The 20,486-nt window shown below is 44.4% G+C and carries 16 protein-coding genes; 12 read left to right on the plus strand and 4 right to left on the minus strand.

The features are described 5' to 3' along the window. Positions 1-9: 9 nt before the first annotated feature. The 3 genes from paaK (at position 10) to ACINWC323_RS01620 (ending at position 2,907) form a co-directional block, all read left to right on the plus strand. Entirely contained in the window at positions 10-1,299 is a 1,290-nt protein-coding gene (gene paaK, locus ACINWC323_RS01630) for a phenylacetate--CoA ligase PaaK (RefSeq protein ID WP_005230251.1), read from the plus strand. Positions 1,300-1,361: 62 nt separating this feature from the next. Then, positions 1,362-2,327, plus strand: coding sequence for a PaaX family transcriptional regulator (locus ACINWC323_RS01625; protein WP_005285641.1), 966 nt, complete (start codon positions 1,362-1,364; stop codon positions 2,325-2,327). Next, positions 2,308-2,907, plus strand: a complete 600-nt coding sequence (locus ACINWC323_RS01620; RefSeq protein WP_009515670.1) for a transferase hexapeptide repeat protein — start codon at positions 2,308-2,310, stop codon at positions 2,905-2,907. The genes ACINWC323_RS01625 and ACINWC323_RS01620 overlap by 20 nt, the downstream gene beginning before the upstream one ends. A gap of 122 nt (positions 2,908-3,029) precedes the next feature. Here the strand turns inward: ACINWC323_RS01620 and pobR are convergent, their stop codons facing one another. Beyond that, entirely contained in the window at positions 3,030-3,845 is an 816-nt protein-coding gene (gene pobR, locus ACINWC323_RS01615; protein ID WP_009515518.1) for an IclR family transcriptional regulator PobR, read from the minus strand. 140 nt (positions 3,846-3,985) lie between these two features. Between pobR and pobA the strand changes: the two genes are divergently transcribed. Beyond that, positions 3,986-5,194, plus strand: a complete 1,209-nt coding sequence (pobA, locus tag ACINWC323_RS01610) for a 4-hydroxybenzoate 3-monooxygenase (protein WP_009515678.1) — start codon at positions 3,986-3,988, stop codon at positions 5,192-5,194. A gap of 84 nt (positions 5,195-5,278) precedes the next feature. Here pobA and ACINWC323_RS01605 read toward each other — a convergent pair whose 3' ends face one another. Together ACINWC323_RS01605 and ACINWC323_RS01600 are read right to left on the minus strand one after the other, a co-directional pair. Beyond that, positions 5,279-6,652, minus strand: a complete 1,374-nt coding sequence (locus ACINWC323_RS01605) for an ABC1 kinase family protein (protein ID WP_009515676.1) — start codon at positions 6,650-6,652, stop codon at positions 5,279-5,281. A gap of 193 nt (positions 6,653-6,845) precedes the next feature. Further along, on the minus strand, positions 6,846-7,151 hold the full coding sequence (locus ACINWC323_RS01600) for a hypothetical protein (RefSeq protein ID WP_005285659.1): 306 nt from the start codon (positions 7,149-7,151) through the stop codon (positions 6,846-6,848). A 167-nt stretch (positions 7,152-7,318) separates the two neighbouring features. On the opposite strand from ACINWC323_RS01600, the gene ybaK reads away from it, so the two are divergent. Next, positions 7,319-7,786, plus strand: a complete 468-nt coding sequence (gene ybaK, locus ACINWC323_RS01595) for a Cys-tRNA(Pro) deacylase (protein ID WP_009515382.1) — start codon at positions 7,319-7,321, stop codon at positions 7,784-7,786. Between the two features lie 93 nt (positions 7,787-7,879). Here ybaK and ACINWC323_RS01590 read toward each other — a convergent pair whose 3' ends face one another. Next, complete coding sequence (locus ACINWC323_RS01590; protein WP_009515588.1) at positions 7,880-10,108, minus strand: TonB-dependent receptor; 2,229 nt, start codon at positions 10,106-10,108, stop codon at positions 7,880-7,882. Between the two features lie 493 nt (positions 10,109-10,601). Here ACINWC323_RS01590 and ACINWC323_RS01585 point away from each other — a divergent pair, with 493 nt between their 5' ends. The 7 genes from ACINWC323_RS01585 to ACINWC323_RS01555 are packed head-to-tail and all read left to right on the plus strand — an operon-like array spanning position 10,602 to position 20,432. Next, on the plus strand, positions 10,602-12,386 hold the full coding sequence (locus tag ACINWC323_RS01585; protein ID WP_009515406.1) for an IucA/IucC family protein: 1,785 nt from the start codon (positions 10,602-10,604) through the stop codon (positions 12,384-12,386). Then, positions 12,379-13,812 (plus strand): lysine N(6)-hydroxylase/L-ornithine N(5)-oxygenase family protein, encoded by a 1,434-nt coding sequence (locus tag ACINWC323_RS01580; RefSeq protein WP_009515553.1) that lies wholly within the window; start codon positions 12,379-12,381, stop codon positions 13,810-13,812. Before ACINWC323_RS01585 ends, ACINWC323_RS01580 begins: the two co-directional genes overlap by 8 nt. A gap of 22 nt (positions 13,813-13,834) precedes the next feature. Continuing rightward, positions 13,835-15,274 carry a DHA2 family efflux MFS transporter permease subunit gene (locus ACINWC323_RS01575; protein ID WP_009515415.1) on the plus strand — a complete coding sequence of 480 codons (1,440 nt, stop codon included), beginning with the start codon at positions 13,835-13,837 and terminating at the stop codon, positions 15,272-15,274. A 10-nt stretch (positions 15,275-15,284) separates the two neighbouring features. Further along, positions 15,285-17,126 (plus strand): IucA/IucC family protein, encoded by a 1,842-nt coding sequence (locus tag ACINWC323_RS01570; RefSeq protein ID WP_009515620.1) that lies wholly within the window; start codon positions 15,285-15,287, stop codon positions 17,124-17,126. 8 nt (positions 17,127-17,134) lie between these two features. Further along, positions 17,135-19,051 (plus strand): IucA/IucC family protein, encoded by a 1,917-nt coding sequence (locus ACINWC323_RS01565; protein WP_009515586.1) that lies wholly within the window; start codon positions 17,135-17,137, stop codon positions 19,049-19,051. 6 nt (positions 19,052-19,057) lie between these two features. Beyond that, the gene (locus ACINWC323_RS01560; protein ID WP_009515452.1) at positions 19,058-19,810 is read left to right on the plus strand and encodes a (2Fe-2S)-binding protein; all 753 of its coding nucleotides are present in this window, start codon (positions 19,058-19,060) and stop codon (positions 19,808-19,810) included. Positions 19,811-19,814: 4 nt separating this feature from the next. Further along, positions 19,815-20,432 (plus strand): RraA family protein, encoded by a 618-nt coding sequence (locus ACINWC323_RS01555; RefSeq protein WP_009515651.1) that lies wholly within the window; start codon positions 19,815-19,817, stop codon positions 20,430-20,432. Positions 20,433-20,486: the final 54 nt, after the last annotated feature.

Consider the following 20,486-nt stretch of genomic DNA (forward strand, 5'->3'; position numbering starts at 1 on the left):
GAGACGGCAGTGGATAGCCTCATCACAGAAGACGTAGAAAAAATGACGCTTGCGGAGTTGCGAGCGCTTCAAACCCAACGGTTAAAACAGACATTGACTTATGTTTATGCCAATAGTCCTGTGTATAAGAAAAAGTTTGATGATGCAGGTGTGCATCCCGATGATTTCGTGACACTGGATGATCTGGCCAAGTTTCCATTTACCACCAAACAGGATTTACGTGACAACTATCCCTTTGGCATGTTTGCAGTTCCGCAAGAGCAGATTGTGCGTTTACACGCATCTTCTGGTACCACAGGAAAGCCAACCGTCGTGGGTTATACCCAAAAGGACATCAATACCTGGTCGGATATTGTGGCGCGTTGCTTGCGTATGGCGGGCTTGAGTGCCAAGGACATGATTCAGGTGGCCTATGGTTATGGCCTGTTTACCGGTGGTTTAGGTGCACATTATGGTGCTGAACGCTTGGGTGCAACCGTGATTCCGATGTCAGGCGGTCAGACCGAGAAGCAGGTGCAACTGATTCAGGACTTTAAACCTACGGCAATCATGGTCACGCCATCGTATTGCGTCAGCATTATTGAAAAACTTGAGCAACAGTTAGGCAGTGCGCGGAATACCTCGTTAAAGGTGGGCATTTTTGGTGCAGAACCCTGGTCGAAAGAGTTACGCCGTGAGATCGAGGAGCGCCTGAATATCAAGGCACTGGATATTTATGGCCTGTCAGAAATTATGGGGCCAGGTGTCGCCATGCAGTGTCTGGATGAAGGTGAAGGGCTGACCATCTGGGAAGATCATTTTTATCCTGAAATCATCAATCCTGAAACCGGTGAAGTGTGTAAGGATGGCGAGCTGGGCGAACTGGTATTTACCACCATTACCAAAGAAGGTTTGCCGATTATCCGTTATCGTACCCGCGATTTAACCCGTTTGCTGGCAGGTCAGAATCTGGCGATGCGCCGTATGGATAAAATTGTAGGGCGCAGCGATGACATGCTGATCATTCGTGGCGTAAATGTATTCCCGACCCAGATTGAAGAACAGATTTTGCAAGTCCCAAGTCTGGTGCCGAACTATGAAATTCTGGTTGCCAAGCAAGGCCATATGGATACCTTGCATATTCGTACCGAGATGTGCCATAACTGCGACTTACAGGCGCAACAACTGGCTCAGCAACTGATGCAGCGGATTAAAACCATGATTGGTATTTCCGTGACAGTCGAAGTGGTGAATGAACTGACTTTGCCGCGCTCGGAAGGGAAGGCAAAACGGGTCATCGATATGCGTCAGATTGCTTAACATTATGAACATTCAGGGTATAGTATCGTCTATATCCTGAATCTAAACGCCAAGATAAACCTATGAGTGTAAAGTTACAGCAAATTATTGATTCGATCATCCAGAATGAAACCTTAAGTGGCACGTCTCTGATTACCACCATTTTTGGAGATTCAATCCTGCATCGTGGCGGTAATATCAGTCTTGCCAGCTTGATCCAGTTAATGGAGCTGTTCAATTTTAATGATCGTGCTGTCAGGACTTCGGTTTTTCGTTTGGTCAAAAATGAATGGTTGGGTTCAGATAAAATTGGTAGAACCAGTTTTTACCGGATTACAGATGCCAGCCGTTTCAAATACTTACAGGCTGAGCAACGGATTTATAATGACCAGATGAAAGAATGGGATCATTGTTGGGATCTGATCCTGATGTCGAGTCTGGATACCGACAATAAGGCTTTTCTCAAGAAAGAACTGGAATGGCTGGGCTTTGCCAATATTTCGACCAACCTGATGGCGTACCCGGGTTCGAATCGACTGCAATTGCAAAAACTGCTGGTTGATCTCAACATGAGCGAGCAGGTGGTGGTGTTTAAGGCTGAGACCTTACAGCTGTTTAATAACTCGACTGACACCATCAGCCGTATGTTAGAGACCAACTGGCCGATTGATGAGCTGCGTCAACGTTATCTGCAATTTCTGGATATGTTTCGGGAGATTGGCGCAATCTTGATGCAAGAGGATGAACGTATTGAACCGATTCAAGCCTTCCAGATCCGGACCTTGCTGATTCATTATTATCGCCGGATTTTACTCAAAGATCCTGCTTTGCCGTTAGAGCTGTTATCGACAGACTGGCCGGCGGTCAAGGCACGAACTTTATCCATGAATATTTATAAAAAAGTCTTCGAAGCCGCAGATGAGTATTTCTTGTCGGTTGCGGCAACCTCGGAAGGGCCTATGCCCAATGCGACTGCACATTTTTGGCGGCGTTTTGGTGGCTTGAGCCAAAATAATGAGAGAGTGGCTGATGCCTTGTTACAGTATTGATGGAGTGATTCCTGTCGTTCATCCTGATGCATTTGTACATCCAACCGCTGTTTTAATTGGTGATGTCATCATTGAATCCGGTGTCTATATTGGTCCATTTGCTTCATTACGCGCTGATTTTGGCCGGATCCATATCAAGCAGAATGCCAATGTCCAGGACAATTGTATCATTCATGGTTTTCCGCAAAGCGTCACCCTGATTGAAGAAATGGGACATATTGGACATGCTACGACCTTGCATGGCTGCCGTATCGGCAAGAATGCCTTGATTGGCATGAACAGTGTGATACTGGACTATGCCGAGATTGGGGAAAACAGCATTATCGGTGCAAACAGTTTGGTCAAAACCAAGGATCATATTCCAGCCAATGTACTGGCCATGGGCAGTCCTGCCAAGGTTGTGCGTGATTTATCAGCACAGGAACGTGCATGGAAAATCAAAGGTACGCAAGAATATATCCAGCTGACACAGCGCTGTTTAGATAGCATGGCCGAGGTTATGCCCTTAACAGCCGATTCATCTGAACGTAAAACCTATCAGGATTTTCAGTCGGAGCATCAGATTAAACCCGGTACCTAATTAGCCTGAGGTGAAGATATTCAGACATGGTTATTATTGGTGTCAGGAGATGGGCTATGGGTTCACATTTTAATTCAAATTATCTAAGCATCTAGATTGAAATAGCCAGCCGAACATTTCTTTTAAATCACATTGCGCAGCTCATTGGCGGTATTACGTAACAAAGGCAGAATTTGCTGAACCAGATAATCCTCTTGCACCCGATTGGTTTGCGACATACAGTTAAGCGCCGCAATGGCTTGACCTTGGGCATTCAGTATCGGTACTGCAATTGCAATCACACCCAGCTCATGCTCTTCTTTCGATAAACAATAGTCTGACAATGAAATACTTTTCAGCACCTCTATAAACGTAGTTCCATCAATAATGGTGAAAGGGGTTAAACGCTTTAAGCCATAGTTTTTGACCCAATCGCGCTGAGCCTGCTCAGACAATGCTGCCAATAACACCTTTCCTGTAGAGGTGGCATGTGCGGGTAGGCGGTTGCCTAGATGCATGCCATAAGGACTGACCCGCAGGTTGTCATGTTGGGGAAGATAGCTACGGGCAATCGGAACTACTTCATTGTCATCTAAAACGACCAAAGAAAAAGTCAAAGAGGTCTGGGCACATAAAAGGTTGAGAAAAGACTGGGCAATTTTGGGTAGATGCGCAGAACTCAGATAAGAGCTGGAAAAACGTAATACCCGATGGGTCAACCAGAAATAATGCTCATCGGTATCTAAATAGCCTAAGTATTTTAAGGTTTTTAAATGTCTACGTGCGGCTGTGCGGCTAATACCTGTCCGCTCTGCGACCTGTGTGACATTCAAACGTTGGCGATCAATGCCAAAGGCTTCAAGTAAAGCCAGACCTTTGGCCAAACCCGCAATGTAGTCTTCCTGACGAATACGTTCATGAGAACTCGGGTGCTCTAAAAAAGCATCGGTAGAGGACATCCTTTCTTCCTAGTTATTTTGTATGTTTTGTCCGCTAATCGGACAAGTTGAATGATAAACGGTTCTTTTCGATTTGCATACATCGTATCCCTCATTGAAAAGCAGTAGTTTAAAAGTCAGGAGATAACAAGGAAGATGTAATGGATATTTTAAAGACGCAAGTTGCAATTATCGGTTCTGGCCCAGCAGGTTTGTTACTGGGGCAACTGTTATATAAGGCTGGCATTGAACATATCATTATTGAGCAACGTAGTGCTGAGTATGTGGCTTCACGTATACGTGCAGGCATTTTAGAGCAGGTATCAGTTGACTTACTCAAACAGGCAGGCGTCGATCAACATTTAAAAGAGAAAGGATTACCGCATTCAGGTATTGAGATCCTCACCAATGGGCAGAAACATCGTGTTGATTTGTCTGCACTGACAGGCGGTAAACAAGTCACGGTTTATGGACAGACCGAAGTCACCAAAGACCTGATGGCTGCGCGTGAAGCTGCACAGCTGACCTCATTTTATGAAGCGCAAAATGTGCAGGTGCACGGTTTTTATGATGCGCCAGAAGTTCATTTTGACTATCAGGGCAAAACCTTTCAAATCCAATGTGATTTTATAGCCGGTTGCGATGGCTATCACGGTATTTGTCGAGCCAGTGTGCCTGAGGACAAGATCAAAACTTTTGAAAAAGTTTACCCATTTGGCTGGTTAGGTGTATTGGCCGATGTACCGCCAGTGGCAGATGAACTGATCTATGTACAGTCTGAACGTGGTTTCGCGTTATGTAGTATGCGTTCAGAAACCCGTAGTCGTTATTATTTACAGGTACCATTGACGGATCATGTCGAAGACTGGTCAGATGAGCGATTCTGGGAAGAATTGAAATGTCGTCTAGATCCCGAAAGCTGTGAACATTTGGTCACTGGCGCATCTATCGAAAAAAGTATTGCGCCGTTACGTAGTTTTGTGACTGAGCCAATGCGTTTTGGTAAAATGTTCTTAGCAGGAGATGCGGCGCATATTGTTCCGCCAACCGGGGCCAAGGGTCTTAATCTGGCGGCTTCGGATATTGCTTATCTATCGAATGCATTGATTGAGTATTACACCGAGGGTTCAAGTCAGGGCATTGATGAATATTCGGAAAAATGTCTACAACGGGTCTGGAAGGCCGAGCGTTTTTCCTGGTGGATGACGCATTTGCTGCATCGTTTTGAAACCGAAAGCGAGTTTGACCATAAAATCAAGCAGGCTGAACTCAGTTATATTCTAGGCTCGACAGCGGGCAGAACCACTTTGGCAGAGAACTATGTGGGACTGCCATATGAAATTAAAAAAGTAGCAGAAACCTGTGCTTAACAGTATAACTTTTAATAAGTAGCAATAAAAAAGCCTGTGCATATGAATGGACAGGCTTTTTCTCATTTCACAGGAAATGATTGATTAAGCAAATTGGCGAATCATTTTGCGGACATTGGTTTTTGCATCGATTACGGTCATAAAGGTGTAGGCACCAATGAATTTACGGCTAATAAACATAAACTCTTTCGGCGGAACCGAGAAATAACGGGATGCCATCGATTGCCCAGCCTGTTGCATCACTCGACTATGCAACTGACTTTTTTTCCAGTCATAACGGTCTTGATCATCCATAATCCCCGCAGGCATATCAGGATTATTTTCTGGACAGCTAAAGGCTTCCGTCGCAATCAGGAATACATCCGCCATACCCGGTTTAACACTTTCTGGCATACCATCAAAGAATTCATAACCCTTCATGGCTTTGACCATCGCGGTCTTGTCGTGATCATAACCCGCCTGAATCAGGTTGCGCGCCACAGTCAATAAATTATTGTCAAACTGACGAATTGCACCGAAGTCGAGTAAAACGATTTTATCGTTAACCTCATTGCCATCACCCAAACGAACCAGATAATTACCAAAGTTCGGGTCGGTCTGCATTTCACCCCATTCAAACAATTCACGCACTGCAATTTCTAGAGAAGCTTCACCCAACTGGTTACGGCGTTCTTGTGGAAGAGAAAGCATCACAGGACTGTTCACCGGAACACCACGTTCAAAGGTCATGCAAAGTACTTTTTCAGCGCAGAATTCATCCACAATTTGTGGAACGATATAACGCGGATCATCTTTCAAACGTTCAGCGAAACGACGTGTGGTTGCAGCTTCAATCGCATAATCCACTTCACGATGCATCATGTCACGGACTTCATCAAACCATTGATCAAACTCACGGGTTTGCGGCACCATTCGTGTCAGTTTCAGCATATTCTTAAACAGATTCATATCAGAGTCGATTGCTTCAGCCACACCCGGATACTGGATTTTAAGCACCAGTTCCTGCCCATCTGACTTTCGGGTCGCGCGATGAACCTGAGCCAGTGAAGCGGTGCCAATCGGTTCATGATCGATAGTTAAATCGTCAAGTTTTGAACCTAACTGATCTTGCAAATGTGCCTTGATTGCAGGCCAGGCGAGGGCTACGGTCTGATTATTCAGGGTATTTAATGCCTGGGTAATTTCTTCAGGCAAGAAATGCTCGCCATATAAGGCCATCATCTGGCCAATCTTGACGATTGACCCTTTAAGTTTGCCGATTTCAGAAACCAAATAATGCGCCTGTTCAGCCATGGCTTTTTTACGTTTCTTCTCTTTTTCTTCTTCACTGGAGAAAAGAGAAGTTGCACTTGCAGTTGCCCAACGTGTTCCAGCAAGTAAAGATGCTTTTGCGATAGATAAGCGACGATCCACCGAGGAGGTTTTTAGATTCTTAAGCTTATCGTTCTGATCTGACATGAAAGAAAAATCCTATGCTGAAATCGGAGGGTTGAAAGCCGAGATATGAATTGTAGCGGATATTACCGCTTTTGAACGTATTAAAACAGTTCAATCTCTTGAATTATCAGTCTAAATTTGTGAAATAGGGTAATTGTATACAAATAGCCTAAGCATATATCTTATTCCTATTTGGTATTCATATACATATGTCCTAAATTTTAAACTGAATTTTTAATGTTGCCCGTTTCATCAGTGTGGCTCGATGGGTATGAATATGTTTAACCAACATTCGTTTAACCTGACTGTTATGAAAACCGAGTGCATACGCCTTCACAATAATAATACTGGGCAGGGTAAAGAAAAAATACTTGGTGTCATCTGGCGTTGCTTCTTTAAACACACCTTCTTCTATCAGTAAATCCTGCAAAAACTGTTTTTCAGCTTGCACAGTAGAAGAAGATTCGTCATCCCAATAATTCTGGCGCATCGCCATCAGATTGTTATGTTTATAACTCATGAATTATTTGAGCCTGTTCATTTCATCTTTAGCCAATATATGAGGTTGTCTCAGTATTTATCAAGAAGATATTTATATCCAAAATAGCCTAAGCAAATTTAAACTTTTATTTTTAAAGTGCTACACTTATCCTACTTTTATTCCTAAAGCAAAAATACTGAATAGATATGACACCCGCTTGTAAATTACTGGAAAAAAATAAAATACCATTCTCAATTCATGAATATGAACATGATGTCAATGCAAAAAGTTTTGGACTAGAAGCCGCAGAGAAGTTAAATCTCAAAGTTGAAGAAGTATTCAAAACCTTAATGGTGACAGATGAAAAAAATTATTTCATCGCCATTTTACCGGTCCATCATCAACTTAATCTGAAAAAAGTAGCAGCAGCAGTCGGTTGTAAGAAACTGCAAATGGCAAATCCAAAAGATGCTGAACGTTTAACTGGCTATCTGGTCGGCGGAATTAGTCCTCTCGGACAAAAGAAACGTCTTAAAACCGTGATCGATGCCACGGCGCAAAGTTTGGCAAAAATTTATGTCAGTGGGGGCAAAAGGGGATTGGATATTGGATTAAATCCTCAGGATCTGGCTAAGTTACTGGGCGCTGAATTTGCTGATATACTGGATGTTTAAAGATAAGGCTATTCAGAATTTAATCCTTAAACGGATTAATGCTTGAAACAACGATAGATATCATCAGATATCTATCGTATTTGATGTTGGAAGTTACCATTTATGCGTATAAGAGACTTTCGCGGTTACGCCATTCGCTAATAGATGACTGGTGTTGTTGCTATTGCGCATGAGCTGGCTATAAAGCGGATAGTATTCACGATTGAACATATTCTCGATACCAATCGTCATCGTATCCTGTTTATTGATAGCAAAACTGCTGATTAAATCCGCTGTGGTGTAGGATTTGACATCATAGCGTCCAAAACCATTGTTACCATTGAGACGGTAGTCTTCTGCACCGAAATATGTCGCCTGTATACGGTTGGTCCAGGTATCGGTCGGGCTATAGGAAATATAGGCGGTCACTTTTAACGGCGGAATACGGAAACCTGTCATATCCTGTTCAGTATGACTATTTTGCGGTATCTCACGTCCTTTCATCCAGGTTACACTCCCGCCAGCACCCCAGACTTTTGCATCTTCAAGATAATCTAGTGTCGCTTCAACACCTGTCACTTTTTCCTTGGTTCGGATAATTTCCAGACCGTTATTAAGGGATTGCACACCGCCAAGATCGGAAGTTGAGTGGAATACGGCCAGACTGGAACTGAAATTGTTGAAATGGCCATTCCAGCCGAGTTCATAATTGTCCACTTTGACGGGTTCTAAGTAAGAAGAGCGCAAGTCGAAATTTTTTTTGGCATTTCGGATGACAATTCCCACATCAGGCAGCTGGAAGCCTTGATTAAATGAGGCATAAATCGAATGTTCATCATTTGCTGCAAAGGTAAGATTGGCATTGTAGAGCCATGCATCCGCCTTTACTTTTCCACCCTGAACGGTATAAGGAACAGATTCTTTTAACTGGGACAAGGGTACAAAGCTGTTAATTTTGGCAAAACTGTCTTCATAGCGTGTGCCAACTTCAGCCGACCATTGATCGTTAAAACGATGCTTCAATTGCACAAATCCGCCCATGCTCTGGGTGGTGAGTTCAGGTAAATAAATCAGCTTTCCATTTTTGACGAATTCCAGCCCGCCGGATTGGACATAAATGTCACGATCGAAAGTATCTAATGGCATTTCACTCTTTTCACGGCTAAAATCACCGCCCCAGACCAGTGAACTGTCACCCAGAAACTCAAGCGGTGTCGTGACGGTTAAGCGGCTACCCAGCACTTTATTGTTTTGGTAGACCTGATCGACCTGTCCTCCGCGGGTCGGTACTTCACGCGCATCAAAAGGTGCAAAGCGGGTAAAAAAGTCGCGGTAATAAATCTGGGCATCGAGTTTATTGCCAAATAAATCTTTATGGCTATAAGTCAGATTATAAATCTGGTTTTCATTTTTATTTTGTTGCTTTAATTTCAATCCCTTAATGGCTTTTGCCGGGACACTACCAGGCGGTAATTGGGCTACACTCGGATCGGAAGCATAGTCGGAATCCTGTTCGGCATTATAATAGTTTGCAGCCAGTTGTAGATACTGATTATCGTCTAGGTGATAGCCAAGTTTAGTGCCGATACTATAGGCATCCGCATCAAACAGATCGCCCTGACTGGGTTCGGGTGCAACCCGTTTTCCTCTTGCATCATAGGGGCTACCAATTCTTTGATAGCCAAAATCCAGTGCATAATCGAAGTCATTCAGACTGCCTGAAAAATATTGATGAATATCGCCACTGAAGGCATCGGAACGGATATTGGTGAGCGGACTCTGTAAGCCGATCACGGTTTTAGCAGCAGGTTCACCGCCAGCCGCTTTCGTGGTAATTGAAATGGTTCCACCCGCTGCGCCGCTGCCATAAATTGCATTACTGCCGCGTATGACTTCAATACTACTAATACTTTGCGGATCAATCGCAGAAAGTCCTCTGGATGTGTCTCGCGTTAAATTCATCGGCACGCCATCGACCAGAATCAGTGCATTACGTCCACGCAGGGTTTGCCCGAAATCGGTAATGGTACGGCTTGAATCGGATAAACCAGGTACGGCCTTGGCCAGCATAGTTGCAAGATTGCCCGATGAGGCATTTTTTAAAAGTTCAATTTGCTGTTCATCCAGTCGCGTGACTTGTTTGGCAGAAGAGGAGAGCTCATCGGAACGTGATGCTTGTACGGTAATAGTGGGTAGTAATTCTGACTTGTTGTCCGTACGGGTTGCTTCAGCGGAAGATGCTGCAAAAGATGCATTGGAAAATAAAATGAATCCCCCGATCGACAAAAAGGGAATAATACGTTTCACGTCTGCGTTTTTATCTAAACTTTTATAGCACTTCATCATCGTTCCTGTGATCTCAGCCTGAGATTGTTTTTAAATTTTCGGCATTATAGTGGAGAGAATAGTGACCAGCGCAATAGGCGAAATCATCATTTTATTCTTTAAAGTTGTCAGGGGGAGCTGTTGGGTCTGCGGAACACAGTTTTTGATAATACAGGCACATAAATGCATCATTTGGGATATCTTTAACTAATCTACTGTAAATTATGGAATTTTAAAATCATAAAAAGCTATCAATATTGAGTGATTCATCATTATATTAAATAAAAACGATTATTATCTTTTTGTATCTGATTTCGCGTAAAGCTAATAAAAAGCAAATCATTTCAATGCATTGAATTGTTTTATTGTAGGAAATCATGGAATTGAAAATATAAATGATAATAATTATCATTAGCTCATCTTAAACGGACCTAAGTTCCGTTCAGGATATGTTTATGGCCTAAAACATTTCGAAAAATAAATCAGATCTCTGGATAGAGGATACAATCGGATGCAATCACTTGCCAATCGGTTGGCGATACAACATTTCGTCAACGCCTACACGCAAGAAACAGGCAAAGGTCACTTGCTTAATAAAAATCAGCAGAGTCCACAACAGCAAGCGTTTAGCCAAGGTTTGACGCTGTTAACCATTCCGATCCACTCCATTCAAGCACAATGCTATTTCCCGTTGGCCTATGTCAGTCGAGTCGGGCGACATCGCTTAGCTGATTTTCCGCAAATTATTGTTCATGGACAAAGTAGAAGCTTTAGTCCCGTTGCCATTGTCGGCCTGTTACTGGAAGAACTGGTTTTTGAGTCCGAGCTTGCATTAGATGCCGCTTCTCTAGTGGAAAAATGGATTCAGAGCCGCGATGCTTTACAGCAGTTTTTAGTCCAGCGTGAACATGACTTCGATGATCTGGTCAAGGCAGGTCAGAATTTCATTGAATCTGAACAGGCTTTAGTCCTTGGGCATAGCATGCATCCTGCACCAAAGAGCCGGACGGGTTTCGTACATGAGGACTGGTACAAGTTTTCTCCGGAAAATAAGGGACAAACTCAACTGCATTACTGGTTTGTGCATCAGGATTATATTGCTGAAGGTAGCGCGACTGATGAGGCTATTTCAGCCCAGCTTAAAAGTGCGTTGCAATGGTATTTGTCTGAACAGGATCTTAAGCTGCTCAACACTCATACCGAGTATAAGTTACTGCCTTTACATCCTTGGCAGGCACGTTATCTGCAAAGCAAGCCGTGGTTTGAGCGTTTGAAACAAACTGGACAACTGATTGATCTGGGTTTACGCGGCTGGCAATTTGCACCGACCACTTCAATTCGAACGCTGGCAAGTTTTAATGCGCCGTGGATGGTGAAACCGTCACTGTCGGTGATGATTACTAATTCAATCCGTGTCAATCTGGCAAAAGAATGTCACCGTGGTGAACTGACCCATCGTTTATGGCATAGTGAGTTTGGGCAGAATATCTTAAAAAACTGCCCAAGTTTAAAAGCCGTTAATGATCCTGCATGGATGGCTTTGCAAATTGATGGTGACGTGGTCAATGAAAGTATCTGTATTTTCCGTGATCAGCCTTTTGGTCCGCAACAGCAAGTGACCTGTATTGCTTCATTGTGTCAGGACCATCCGGGCAAGGCTTTAAATCGTTTTAATGCGCTTTTCGCAAACATTGCCAAAGCACATCCTGAAATGGATCTTTCCGAGATTGCACTGGACTGGTTTGACCGTTTCCTTAAGGTGAGTTTGCAGCCGTTGATGTATCTCTATCACCGTTATGGCATGGCATTCGAATCGCATCAGCAAAATGTGCTGCTGGAAATGGAGAATCATTTTCCTAAGACCTTGTGGTTACGTGACAATCAGGGCTTTTACTATATTGAAGAATTTGCCACTGAAATTTTAAAGGCTTTACCTGAGCTAAAAGAAAAAGCATTTGCAGTGGGGCCGAAAGATTTTGTTGATGAGCGTTTCAGCTATTATTTCTTTGGCAATACCTTATTCGGCATTATTAATGCGATTGGTGCAACGGGTCATATGAGCGAAGATGTGCTGCTTGAGCATTTGAAAGCGTTCTTGCAGGAATTATTACAGCAATATCCTGACAGTACCTTGTTACAGGGTTTATTGTTTAATGAAACCTTGCCATATAAAGGTAATTTGCTGACACGCTTGCATGAGCTGGATGAATTGATTGCGCCTGTTGAGCATCAATCTGTGTATGTACAATTGCAAAATCCGCTGTTTATTGAGCAGAAGGATGTGAGCTATGCTTGATTTTATCGGCATTGGCTTGGGGCCTTTTAATTTAAGTCTGGCCAGTTTGCTGCAAAACAAAAGTGACCTTCAATATCGTTTTTTTGAGCAGAAAGATGGTTTTGACTGGCACGCGGGCATGCAACTTCCTAATGCTTTACTGCAAGTGCCGTTTATGGCAGATCTGGTCAGTCTGGTTGAACCGACCAGCCCTTATAGTTTTCTCAATTATTTAAAGCATCAGCAGCGTTTATATAAGTTTTACTTCCGTGAAAATTTATATATTCCACGTCAGGAATATAACCACTATTGTCAGTGGGTGGTGCAGCAGCTCGAGCATATCCGCTTCAACAGCCGTGTTCTGGATGTGCAACCGATCAAGGGCGGTTTTGAGGTCGAAGTTCTGGCGAATGGTGAACAGCAGCGCTACCAGACACGTCAATTGGTACTGGGAATCGGCACAGTGCCACATTTACCTGAAAGTTTGCAGCAGGCCTATCCAAAAACAAAGCAGTGCTTACATTCGGCTGAGTATTTAAAGCACTGCCCAGCACAGTTAAAAGGCAATGTGGTCTTGATTGGTTCAGGCCAGTCCGCGGCAGAAATTTTTATTGACCTGTTTGATCGTCAATATGCGCAAGGCAAAGCCACGCCTGATTTCCATTTGCATTGGCTGACACGCTCTGCAGGTTTTTTCCCGATGGAGAATACGCCATTAGGACTTGAGCATTTTAGTCCTGACTATATGCAGTATTTCTATCATTTACCTGCAGGATTAAAGGCTACATTACCTGCGCAACAAGCCAATCTGTATAAAGGCATCAGCAGTAAAACCATACGTGATATTTACGAACGGCTGTATCACCGGAGTATCGGTGGTCAGCAGACTGATGTGACCTTGGCTGGACATCACCAGTTACAACATGCGGAAGTGTTGGAAAACCAGAAAATCCGTTTGCATTTCGAGCACCAGCAGCAGGGTGAGCATTATGTACTGGATGCAGATAGTGTCATCGCGGCCACAGGTTATCGTTATCCTAAACCCGCTTTCCTGAACAACCTGCAAAACTTGATTCGCCTGGAGCAAACCGGGCGTTGGCAAGTTAGTGCCGATTTTGAGGTGAACTATCTGGGCGATGGACGGATTTTCCTGCAAAATATGGAAGTTTTCCATCATGGTGTCGGGACGCCAGATCTGGGTTTGGGGGCGCATCGGGCCGCTACCATTGCCAATCAGTTATTAGGTGAAGAGCTGTTTAAGCTGGATCAGACCCAGTCTTATCAGCAATTTGGTGTGGCACCTGCTGCACAGTCAGATCAATCTGTGCGAAATCCTGTGCAACTGGCCGATTCAGGCTTAACCCGTGTTATGCATAAATCTGGTCAGCTTCGGCATACTTCTCCCGCTTTTTATGCACAAGTAAAGTTGTCAGAGCACATTGACTAAGGTCAACAGAGGAATCGCGCATATGGAACGGTCTTCTGTACCCATCAATCAGGCGGCACACGCGGGCTTGCAGCGTTATGTTTTACTCACGGTCATGTTAGGTACCGGTACCGTCAGTTTAAACAACAGTAGTTTTAATCCTGCCATACCTCAACTGATGCAGTATTTCCAGATTGGTGAAGTCTGGGCAAGTTGGGTGGTGGTCGCGTTTTTACTGGCGATGAGTATCAGCTTGCCACTGGCGGGGTATTTCAGTCAGCGTTTTGGCAAAAGAAAAACTTATCTAACGGCGTTGTTATGTTTTGCCTTGGCATCAACAATCGGTGGCTTATTCAACCAGTTTGAGTCGGTCCTGATTGCAAGAGCGCTGCAAGGTTTTTGTAGTGGCCTGATGATCCCATTGTCACTTGGGCTGATTTTTTCAGTCACGCCAAGTGAACAACGGGGTAGTACCACAGGTTTGTGGGGCGCCATGATCATGTTGACTTTGGCGATTGGGCCGATGTTAGGCGCACTGGTTCTGGTCTGGCTCGACTGGCAGGCTTTATTCTTTATTAATCTGCCTGTTGCCTGTATCGCATTATGGTTGGGATATCTGTACCTGCCTAAAGAACAAAGCGATAACAACCAGTCTTTTGACTGGATCGGTTTTGGTTGCCTCAGTCTGAGCATTATTTTGTTATTAGGTACTTTGAGTCAGATTCATCGACTTGAAGATGTCACACAGCCAGTCTATTGGTTATTACTTGCATTGAGCATCTTAACATTCTGGTTATTTGCCAGCAGGCAGAAAAATCAGACCAGTCCATTGATTGAGCCGGCATTGTTTGCGGCAAAAGGTTTTCGATTCAGTTTGATGATCTGTGTGGCGCAAACGGTGGGCCTGTTTATTGGCATGTTGCTGGTGCCGTTGTGGATTCAGCAGAGCTTGCAACTTAGCCCACTCTGGACAGGATTTGCCTTGATGAGTAGTGCCTTGGTGACCGGTTTATGCAGCCAGCCTGCAGGTAAATATCTCGATCGTTACGGCGCTGCAAAAATTATGAGCCTGGGCTTGCTCATTACCGCATTGGCTTTTGCCTTGCTGGCATGGGCACCGGTCAAAAATGTCTGGTTCATTATCTTCTGCATGATGTTGCATGGTCTGGGGATGGGACTGTCCTATATGCCATCGACCACGGCAGGGCTTAACAGCTTACGTCAGCAACAACAGCATCTGGTTACTCAGGCGGCGGCCTTAAACAATCTGTTCCGTCGCATATTTGCCGCAGTTGCCGTGGTACTGGCTGCCTTGTATCTGCAATTACATCAGGATCTTTTGCACACCAGTCCTCATACCGCACTGGATTCATTTAAGGGCATTCAGGACATCTTTATTTTTTGTACGGTCCTGATCCTGTGCGCTTTGCCGTATGCATGGCGCTTTCCAGATCAACACAAAATCAATGAATTCAATAATTAGGAAGACAAATATGGGACAATTACATCCAGTTTTATCCAATACACATATGCTTCAAAATACTTTTCAAGCCTGGCAACAGCCACAACCGGAGCAGGCGAAAGAGGTTGAACAACGTGTGATCAAGCAACTGTTACAAGCTTTGATTTTTGAAGAAATTATTAGCGCTGAGCATGATGGTGAAAATTTTGTGATTCAGGTACAGGATCGCCAACAGCAAGCGGTTCAGTATATTGCCAAAGGGCAACGCCAATACAGCTATAAGTTGGTGCGACTGGCACGTGATCAGGAGGTACTTCGTCAGGATGCTCAGGGCAATACACAACCAGCACGTCTAAATCAGGTCATTGATGAGATTCTGCGCTCGATTGCCGATGCTGCCAAAGTGGAAGATTTTATTTTTGAATTAAAGCGTACCTATATTCATGACCTGCAATCACAAGTCTGTTTTGAAAACTACAGCTTGCCTGCAATTCAGTATCCATACGATATTCTAGAATCCTATTTGATGGATGGGCATCCTTATCATCCATGTTACAAATCACGTGTCGGTTTTAGTCTGCAAGACAATGTCCGTTATGGGGTGGAGTTTGCCCAGCCGATGGCTTTGGTCTGGTTAGCCGTACACCAGAAGTTAGTTGCACAAAACCATTCCAGTCACCTTGAAACAGACGCATTTTTTAAAGAACAATTGAATGAAGCTGACTTTATCCAGTTTCAGCAACAGCTGAATGAGCAAACTCAAAATGCCGCTGAATATGTCTGGATTCCAGTCCATCCTTGGCAATGGGAAAATCACCTGATCTCGATTTTTGTACAAGAAATTGCCGATCAGGACATCATTTATTTAGGGCATAGTCATGACCGCTATCTGGCACAGCAGTCTTTGCGAACCGTCACCAATTTACAGCATCCGGAAAAACCGTACATCAAGCTTTCCATGAGCTTGACCAATACCTCGAGTTCACGGGTATTGGCAAAACATACCGTGATGAACGGGCCGATTATTACCGACTGGCTGCAACGCCTGATTGATCAAAGTGAAACGGCGCAGCAACTGGATTTTGCGGTATTGCGTGAGGTTTATGGTCTGAGTGTAGATTTTACCCGTTTACCGGCTTCGCATGCCCAACAGGCCTATGGCACCATTGGTTGTTTATGGCGTGAAAGCGTGCATCAATATTTACGTGAAGGCGAAGAGGCGATTCAACTGAATGGGGTGAGCCATATTCAAAAAGATGGACAGGCCCTGATTGCACCGTGGTTACAGCACTACGGGGTTGAGCAATGGACTCGTCAATTGTTGAAAGTGGTCATTACCCCATTGATCCATTTGTTATTTGCCGAAGGAATTGCGACGGAGTCGCATGGGCAAAATATTATTCTGGTGCATCAACAAGGTTGGCCAACCCGTGTATTGCTCAAGGATTTCCATGATGGCGTACGTTATAGTCCGTCACATCTGGCTCATCCGGAACTGGCACCTGAACTGGACCAGTTACCGCCTGAACATGCCAAAACCAATAGCATGTCCTTTATCTTGACGGATGATTTGGATGGGATTCGAGACTTTAGCTGTGCCTGCCTGTTCTTTGTGGCCTTGACTGATATTGCGATTTTCCTTAATCAGACTTATTCAGTTACAGAACAGGATTTCTGGCAATGGGCTGCCGAAGTCATTCTGGACTATCAACAACAACATCCTGAACATAATGCGCGTTACCAGATTTTTGATGTCTTTGCCGAAAAGTTACGGATTGAATCATTAACCAAACGCCGTTTGTTTGGTGATGGTCGTATGCAGATCAAGTTTGTGGATAACCCGCTGGCGCCGTTTAAAGCGCAGGGCAAGTGAGGTTATTGATGAATGCACTTCAACCTGCCTATCAATTGACTGACAGAACCATTTTACAAGACTTTGTAAATGCCTTACTGGTGGAAGCCCTGATTCCTGAGCAGTATATTGTGGATGATTCAACCGCACAGGCCAAGCTGGATGTATTCGGTTTTGACTTAAAACAGCAGTTTAATCATAGGTCTGAGCAGCAGTACGTGGTACTGTTGCCTGAGCAAACATCACCCAATTGTGTTGTTTTTGCTGTACAGTCAGGCATTACCCAAGCGTGGTCTTTTGCGGCCGAGTCGGAAATTTTACGAATTACAGCAGGCAATCAGCACACGCAAGTTCACCCGATTGAATTATTTGAGCTATTTGAATGTCTGCAACAGATCGGACTGTTTCAACATTGTCAGGCCGACAAGCTGCAGGTCTTTTCTGAGCAAATCCAGAAATGTTTAACGCAATATCGTTTGCTGCAACAGCATCAAGTCGATGCCCATGATCTGATTCATCAAAGCTCAGCACAGGTGTTCCGCATTTTAGAGCAATATGCGGGTTATCGGGATCGTCCTTATCATCCGTTATCCAAGTTAAAGGAAGGGCTGAGTCAGCAAGAGTATCTGCAATATTGTCCTGAATTTGCACAGGAACTAAGTATTCACTGGGTAGCGGTGCATAAAGACAAAATGATGTTTGGTGCGGGTGTCGAAGATATTTTTACCCAGCAGCCGAGCCAGATTTTTATTAACCGTGCCGAACGCTATCAATTGAAACAGGAAATGTTCCAGCGCGGATTGAGTGAAACGCATATCGCCATGCCTGTACATCCGTGGCAGTTCCAGCATTTATTTCAGCAATTCTTTGCTGAGGATATTGCGTCAGGTATCTGTCAGCCATTGAACTTTGTTTCAAAAGGCATGTATGCCAGCGCTTCGATGCGTAGTCTTTTGTCTGAGGATATTCCACAGCAAAGCCTGAAACTGCCAATTGGCATTAAGGCATTGGGATCTCTGCGTTTTCTGCCGATTGTAAAAATGATTAATGGCGAAAAAAACCAGAAATTATTGCAGCAGGCACGGCAAAAAGATCCCGTTTTGCAGCAAAAATTATGGCTGTGTGAGGAGACACAATGGTGGTCTTATTTGCCGGAAAAACAAGATGATCGAAGTGCGGACAATGAATGGCTGTTTGTAGAGAAGCCGACTCATCTGGCCGCTCAACGCCGTCATATTCCAGCTGAACTGTTGCAACAGCCTTATCAACTGATTCCGATGGCCAGTCTAGGACACAGCATTTTAGGGCAACCTGCCGTGTTTGATTATATTTTGCAGCTGCAGCAGCTGGAAAATCATCAGGAACATGTGCTTGAGCAATTTGCCCAATTATGTGCCTGCTTCTTTGAGGTGAATTTACGTCTGTTCCGTCTCGGCTTGATGGGTGAAATTCATGGTCAGAACCTGTGTCTGGTGCTTAAACATGGTCAATTTGATGGCCTGATGTTCAGAGATCACGATTCATTGCGTATTTACCTGCCGTGGCTACTGCAAAATGGTCTGGATGATCCGGACTATTTAAGCCCGCATGATTTCAGGAATACGCTTTATCACGACTCGGTTGAAGCCTTGCTGTTTTATATCCAGACGCTGGGGATTCAAATCAACTTAGGCTGCATAGTCGAGGCGTTGGCAAAATATTATCAGATTGCAGCAGATCAACTCTGGCATGTCTTGGCTGAACAGTTACAGCAGGTGCTAAACAGTCTGGATATTGAACCTGAAATTCTAAGTCAGTTACAGGCCTTACTGTTTGAGTCACCAAACTGGCCTTATAAACAGCTGATCCGGCCTTTGCTTGAGCAGGAGACTCGCATTGGTAGTATGCCGTCAGGAATTGGGGAGACCCGAAACCCGCTTTGGCATGTTTTAGCTCGATCTGCATAAACTGTAATGAATACGTGTCAGTATTTTCAAGCAGAGTTGGAAACTTCTTTTTCAGTGCTGCAACAGCATCTGAAACTGGAAATACATTGTTCCAGCCAGCAGGCAATCACACTTGCTGACCTGTTCGACGACTCGATCTGTCGGCAGGTGCTGCAGGATTTTGCGACACGTATTCATGCCAAAAACCAGAGATGTGCCACCTCACTATTTATCAAATACTGGGCCACGCTCTGGGTGTTACCTTTTTTATACTGTCAGGCGGCATCGTTTCCTTTTGTGAAATGGCAACCTTCGATCTTTATCGTAGAGCTACCAGAAACATGGAGCTGGGAGCGACGAATCCAACTGGCTGATTCGGCGGGTTACGCCTGTCACAGCATGTCTCTGCCGGAGCTTGATGCCATGTTGCTACAGTTCAATGGCCTGTTACAGCAGATTGCCCGCGTGGGGCGTGTATCGTATGCCTTGCTCTGGGAAAATATTGCTGTGCGCATGCTGCAGTTTTATCGTTCTTTAGCGCAGCAAGATTTAGACAATGACATGCGTATCCGGTTGCAACAGCAACAACAGCGGTTAAAAGCAAAATCGGCACAAAGTTTTAACCTGCCGGAAAATCCCTTTCTCAAGTTATGCAATAACTGGCATCCCGAATACAACACCTATATGCGACAAAAGTGCTGCTTCTATTTTCAACTGGAGGAAGCAGGTGGGGAGCTATGCCGAAATTGTCCCTTGCAGCTGAAAAAACAACAGAGATGAAATCATGAATCAAGTTATCCAGCCCGAATGGCTGGTTCAAGCCTATAAAAACATTGCCACCTCGACCATCGGGCATGTACTGGATCTGGGACATGTCCCGCATATTTTTCCGATGTCTCCACAACAGCATCTGGTGGGTCTGGTGAGAACCGTGCGCTTGCAATCCAAGAATGCCAGTCAGTTGCGACAGGTATTGCTGAGCTGCCAGCCCAATGAAGTCCTGCTCATCGACGCCAGATATGACTTGCAACGGGCCTGCTGGGGAGAGCAGAGAAGTGTCGCCGCGATTCATTGCGGTTTGGCTGGTATCGTGGTGTTGGGCGCGGTCACGGATCGTCAGGCATTACTGCAGCTCAAATTGCCGGTTTTCGCTCAATCCGTGAGTTGTCTCACCACACGAAATGAAGGAGAAAGTCTGGTCGAAATGGATATCGGCATCGAGCTCAATCAGTTTACGGTGCAATCCGGTGACTTGCTGATTGGTGATGCAGATGGAGTTTTTATCTTAAAACCAGACATGGCGGCAGCCTATCTGGAACAGTTCCAGCAGCTGGAGCAGGCAGAAAAAGACCGGAAAAACAATTTTTTTAAACAAGAGAGGAAAGAAGATTATTATTTTTAATAAAAATCATTCTCATTAAAAATTAAATTTAGTATGATGGCGTGCCTTTTGGAT

Source organism: Acinetobacter sp. WC-323 (assembly GCF_000314615.1).
Lineage (GTDB): Bacteria > Pseudomonadota > Gammaproteobacteria > Pseudomonadales > Moraxellaceae > Acinetobacter > Acinetobacter courvalinii.

Excerpts from the sequence above, each read along its gene's own strand:
- ACINWC323_RS01625 (WP_005285641.1), top strand. The coding sequence starts at position 1,362 with ATGAGTGTAAAGTTACAGCAAATTATTGATTCGATCATCCAGAATGAA.
- ACINWC323_RS01620 (WP_009515670.1), top strand. The coding sequence starts at position 2,308 with ATGCCTTGTTACAGTATTGATGGAGTGATTCCTGTCGTTCATCCTGAT.
- pobR (WP_009515518.1), bottom strand. The coding sequence starts at position 3,845 with ATGTCCTCTACCGATGCTTTTTTAGAGCACCCGAGTTCTCATGAACGT.
- pobA (WP_009515678.1), top strand. The coding sequence starts at position 3,986 with ATGGATATTTTAAAGACGCAAGTTGCAATTATCGGTTCTGGCCCAGCA.
- ACINWC323_RS01605 (WP_009515676.1), bottom strand. The coding sequence starts at position 6,652 with ATGTCAGATCAGAACGATAAGCTTAAGAATCTAAAAACCTCCTCGGTG.
- ACINWC323_RS01600 (WP_005285659.1), bottom strand. The coding sequence starts at position 7,151 with ATGAGTTATAAACATAACAATCTGATGGCGATGCGCCAGAATTATTGG.
- ybaK (WP_009515382.1), top strand. The coding sequence starts at position 7,319 with ATGACACCCGCTTGTAAATTACTGGAAAAAAATAAAATACCATTCTCA.
- ACINWC323_RS01590 (WP_009515588.1), bottom strand. The coding sequence starts at position 10,108 with ATGAAGTGCTATAAAAGTTTAGATAAAAACGCAGACGTGAAACGTATT.
- ACINWC323_RS01585 (WP_009515406.1), top strand. The coding sequence starts at position 10,602 with ATGCAATCACTTGCCAATCGGTTGGCGATACAACATTTCGTCAACGCC.
- ACINWC323_RS01580 (WP_009515553.1), top strand. The coding sequence starts at position 12,379 with ATGCTTGATTTTATCGGCATTGGCTTGGGGCCTTTTAATTTAAGTCTG.
- ACINWC323_RS01575 (WP_009515415.1), top strand. The coding sequence starts at position 13,835 with ATGGAACGGTCTTCTGTACCCATCAATCAGGCGGCACACGCGGGCTTG.
- ACINWC323_RS01570 (WP_009515620.1), top strand. The coding sequence starts at position 15,285 with ATGGGACAATTACATCCAGTTTTATCCAATACACATATGCTTCAAAAT.
- ACINWC323_RS01565 (WP_009515586.1), top strand. The coding sequence starts at position 17,135 with ATGAATGCACTTCAACCTGCCTATCAATTGACTGACAGAACCATTTTA.
- ACINWC323_RS01560 (WP_009515452.1), top strand. The coding sequence starts at position 19,058 with ATGAATACGTGTCAGTATTTTCAAGCAGAGTTGGAAACTTCTTTTTCA.
- ACINWC323_RS01555 (WP_009515651.1), top strand. The coding sequence starts at position 19,815 with ATGAATCAAGTTATCCAGCCCGAATGGCTGGTTCAAGCCTATAAAAAC.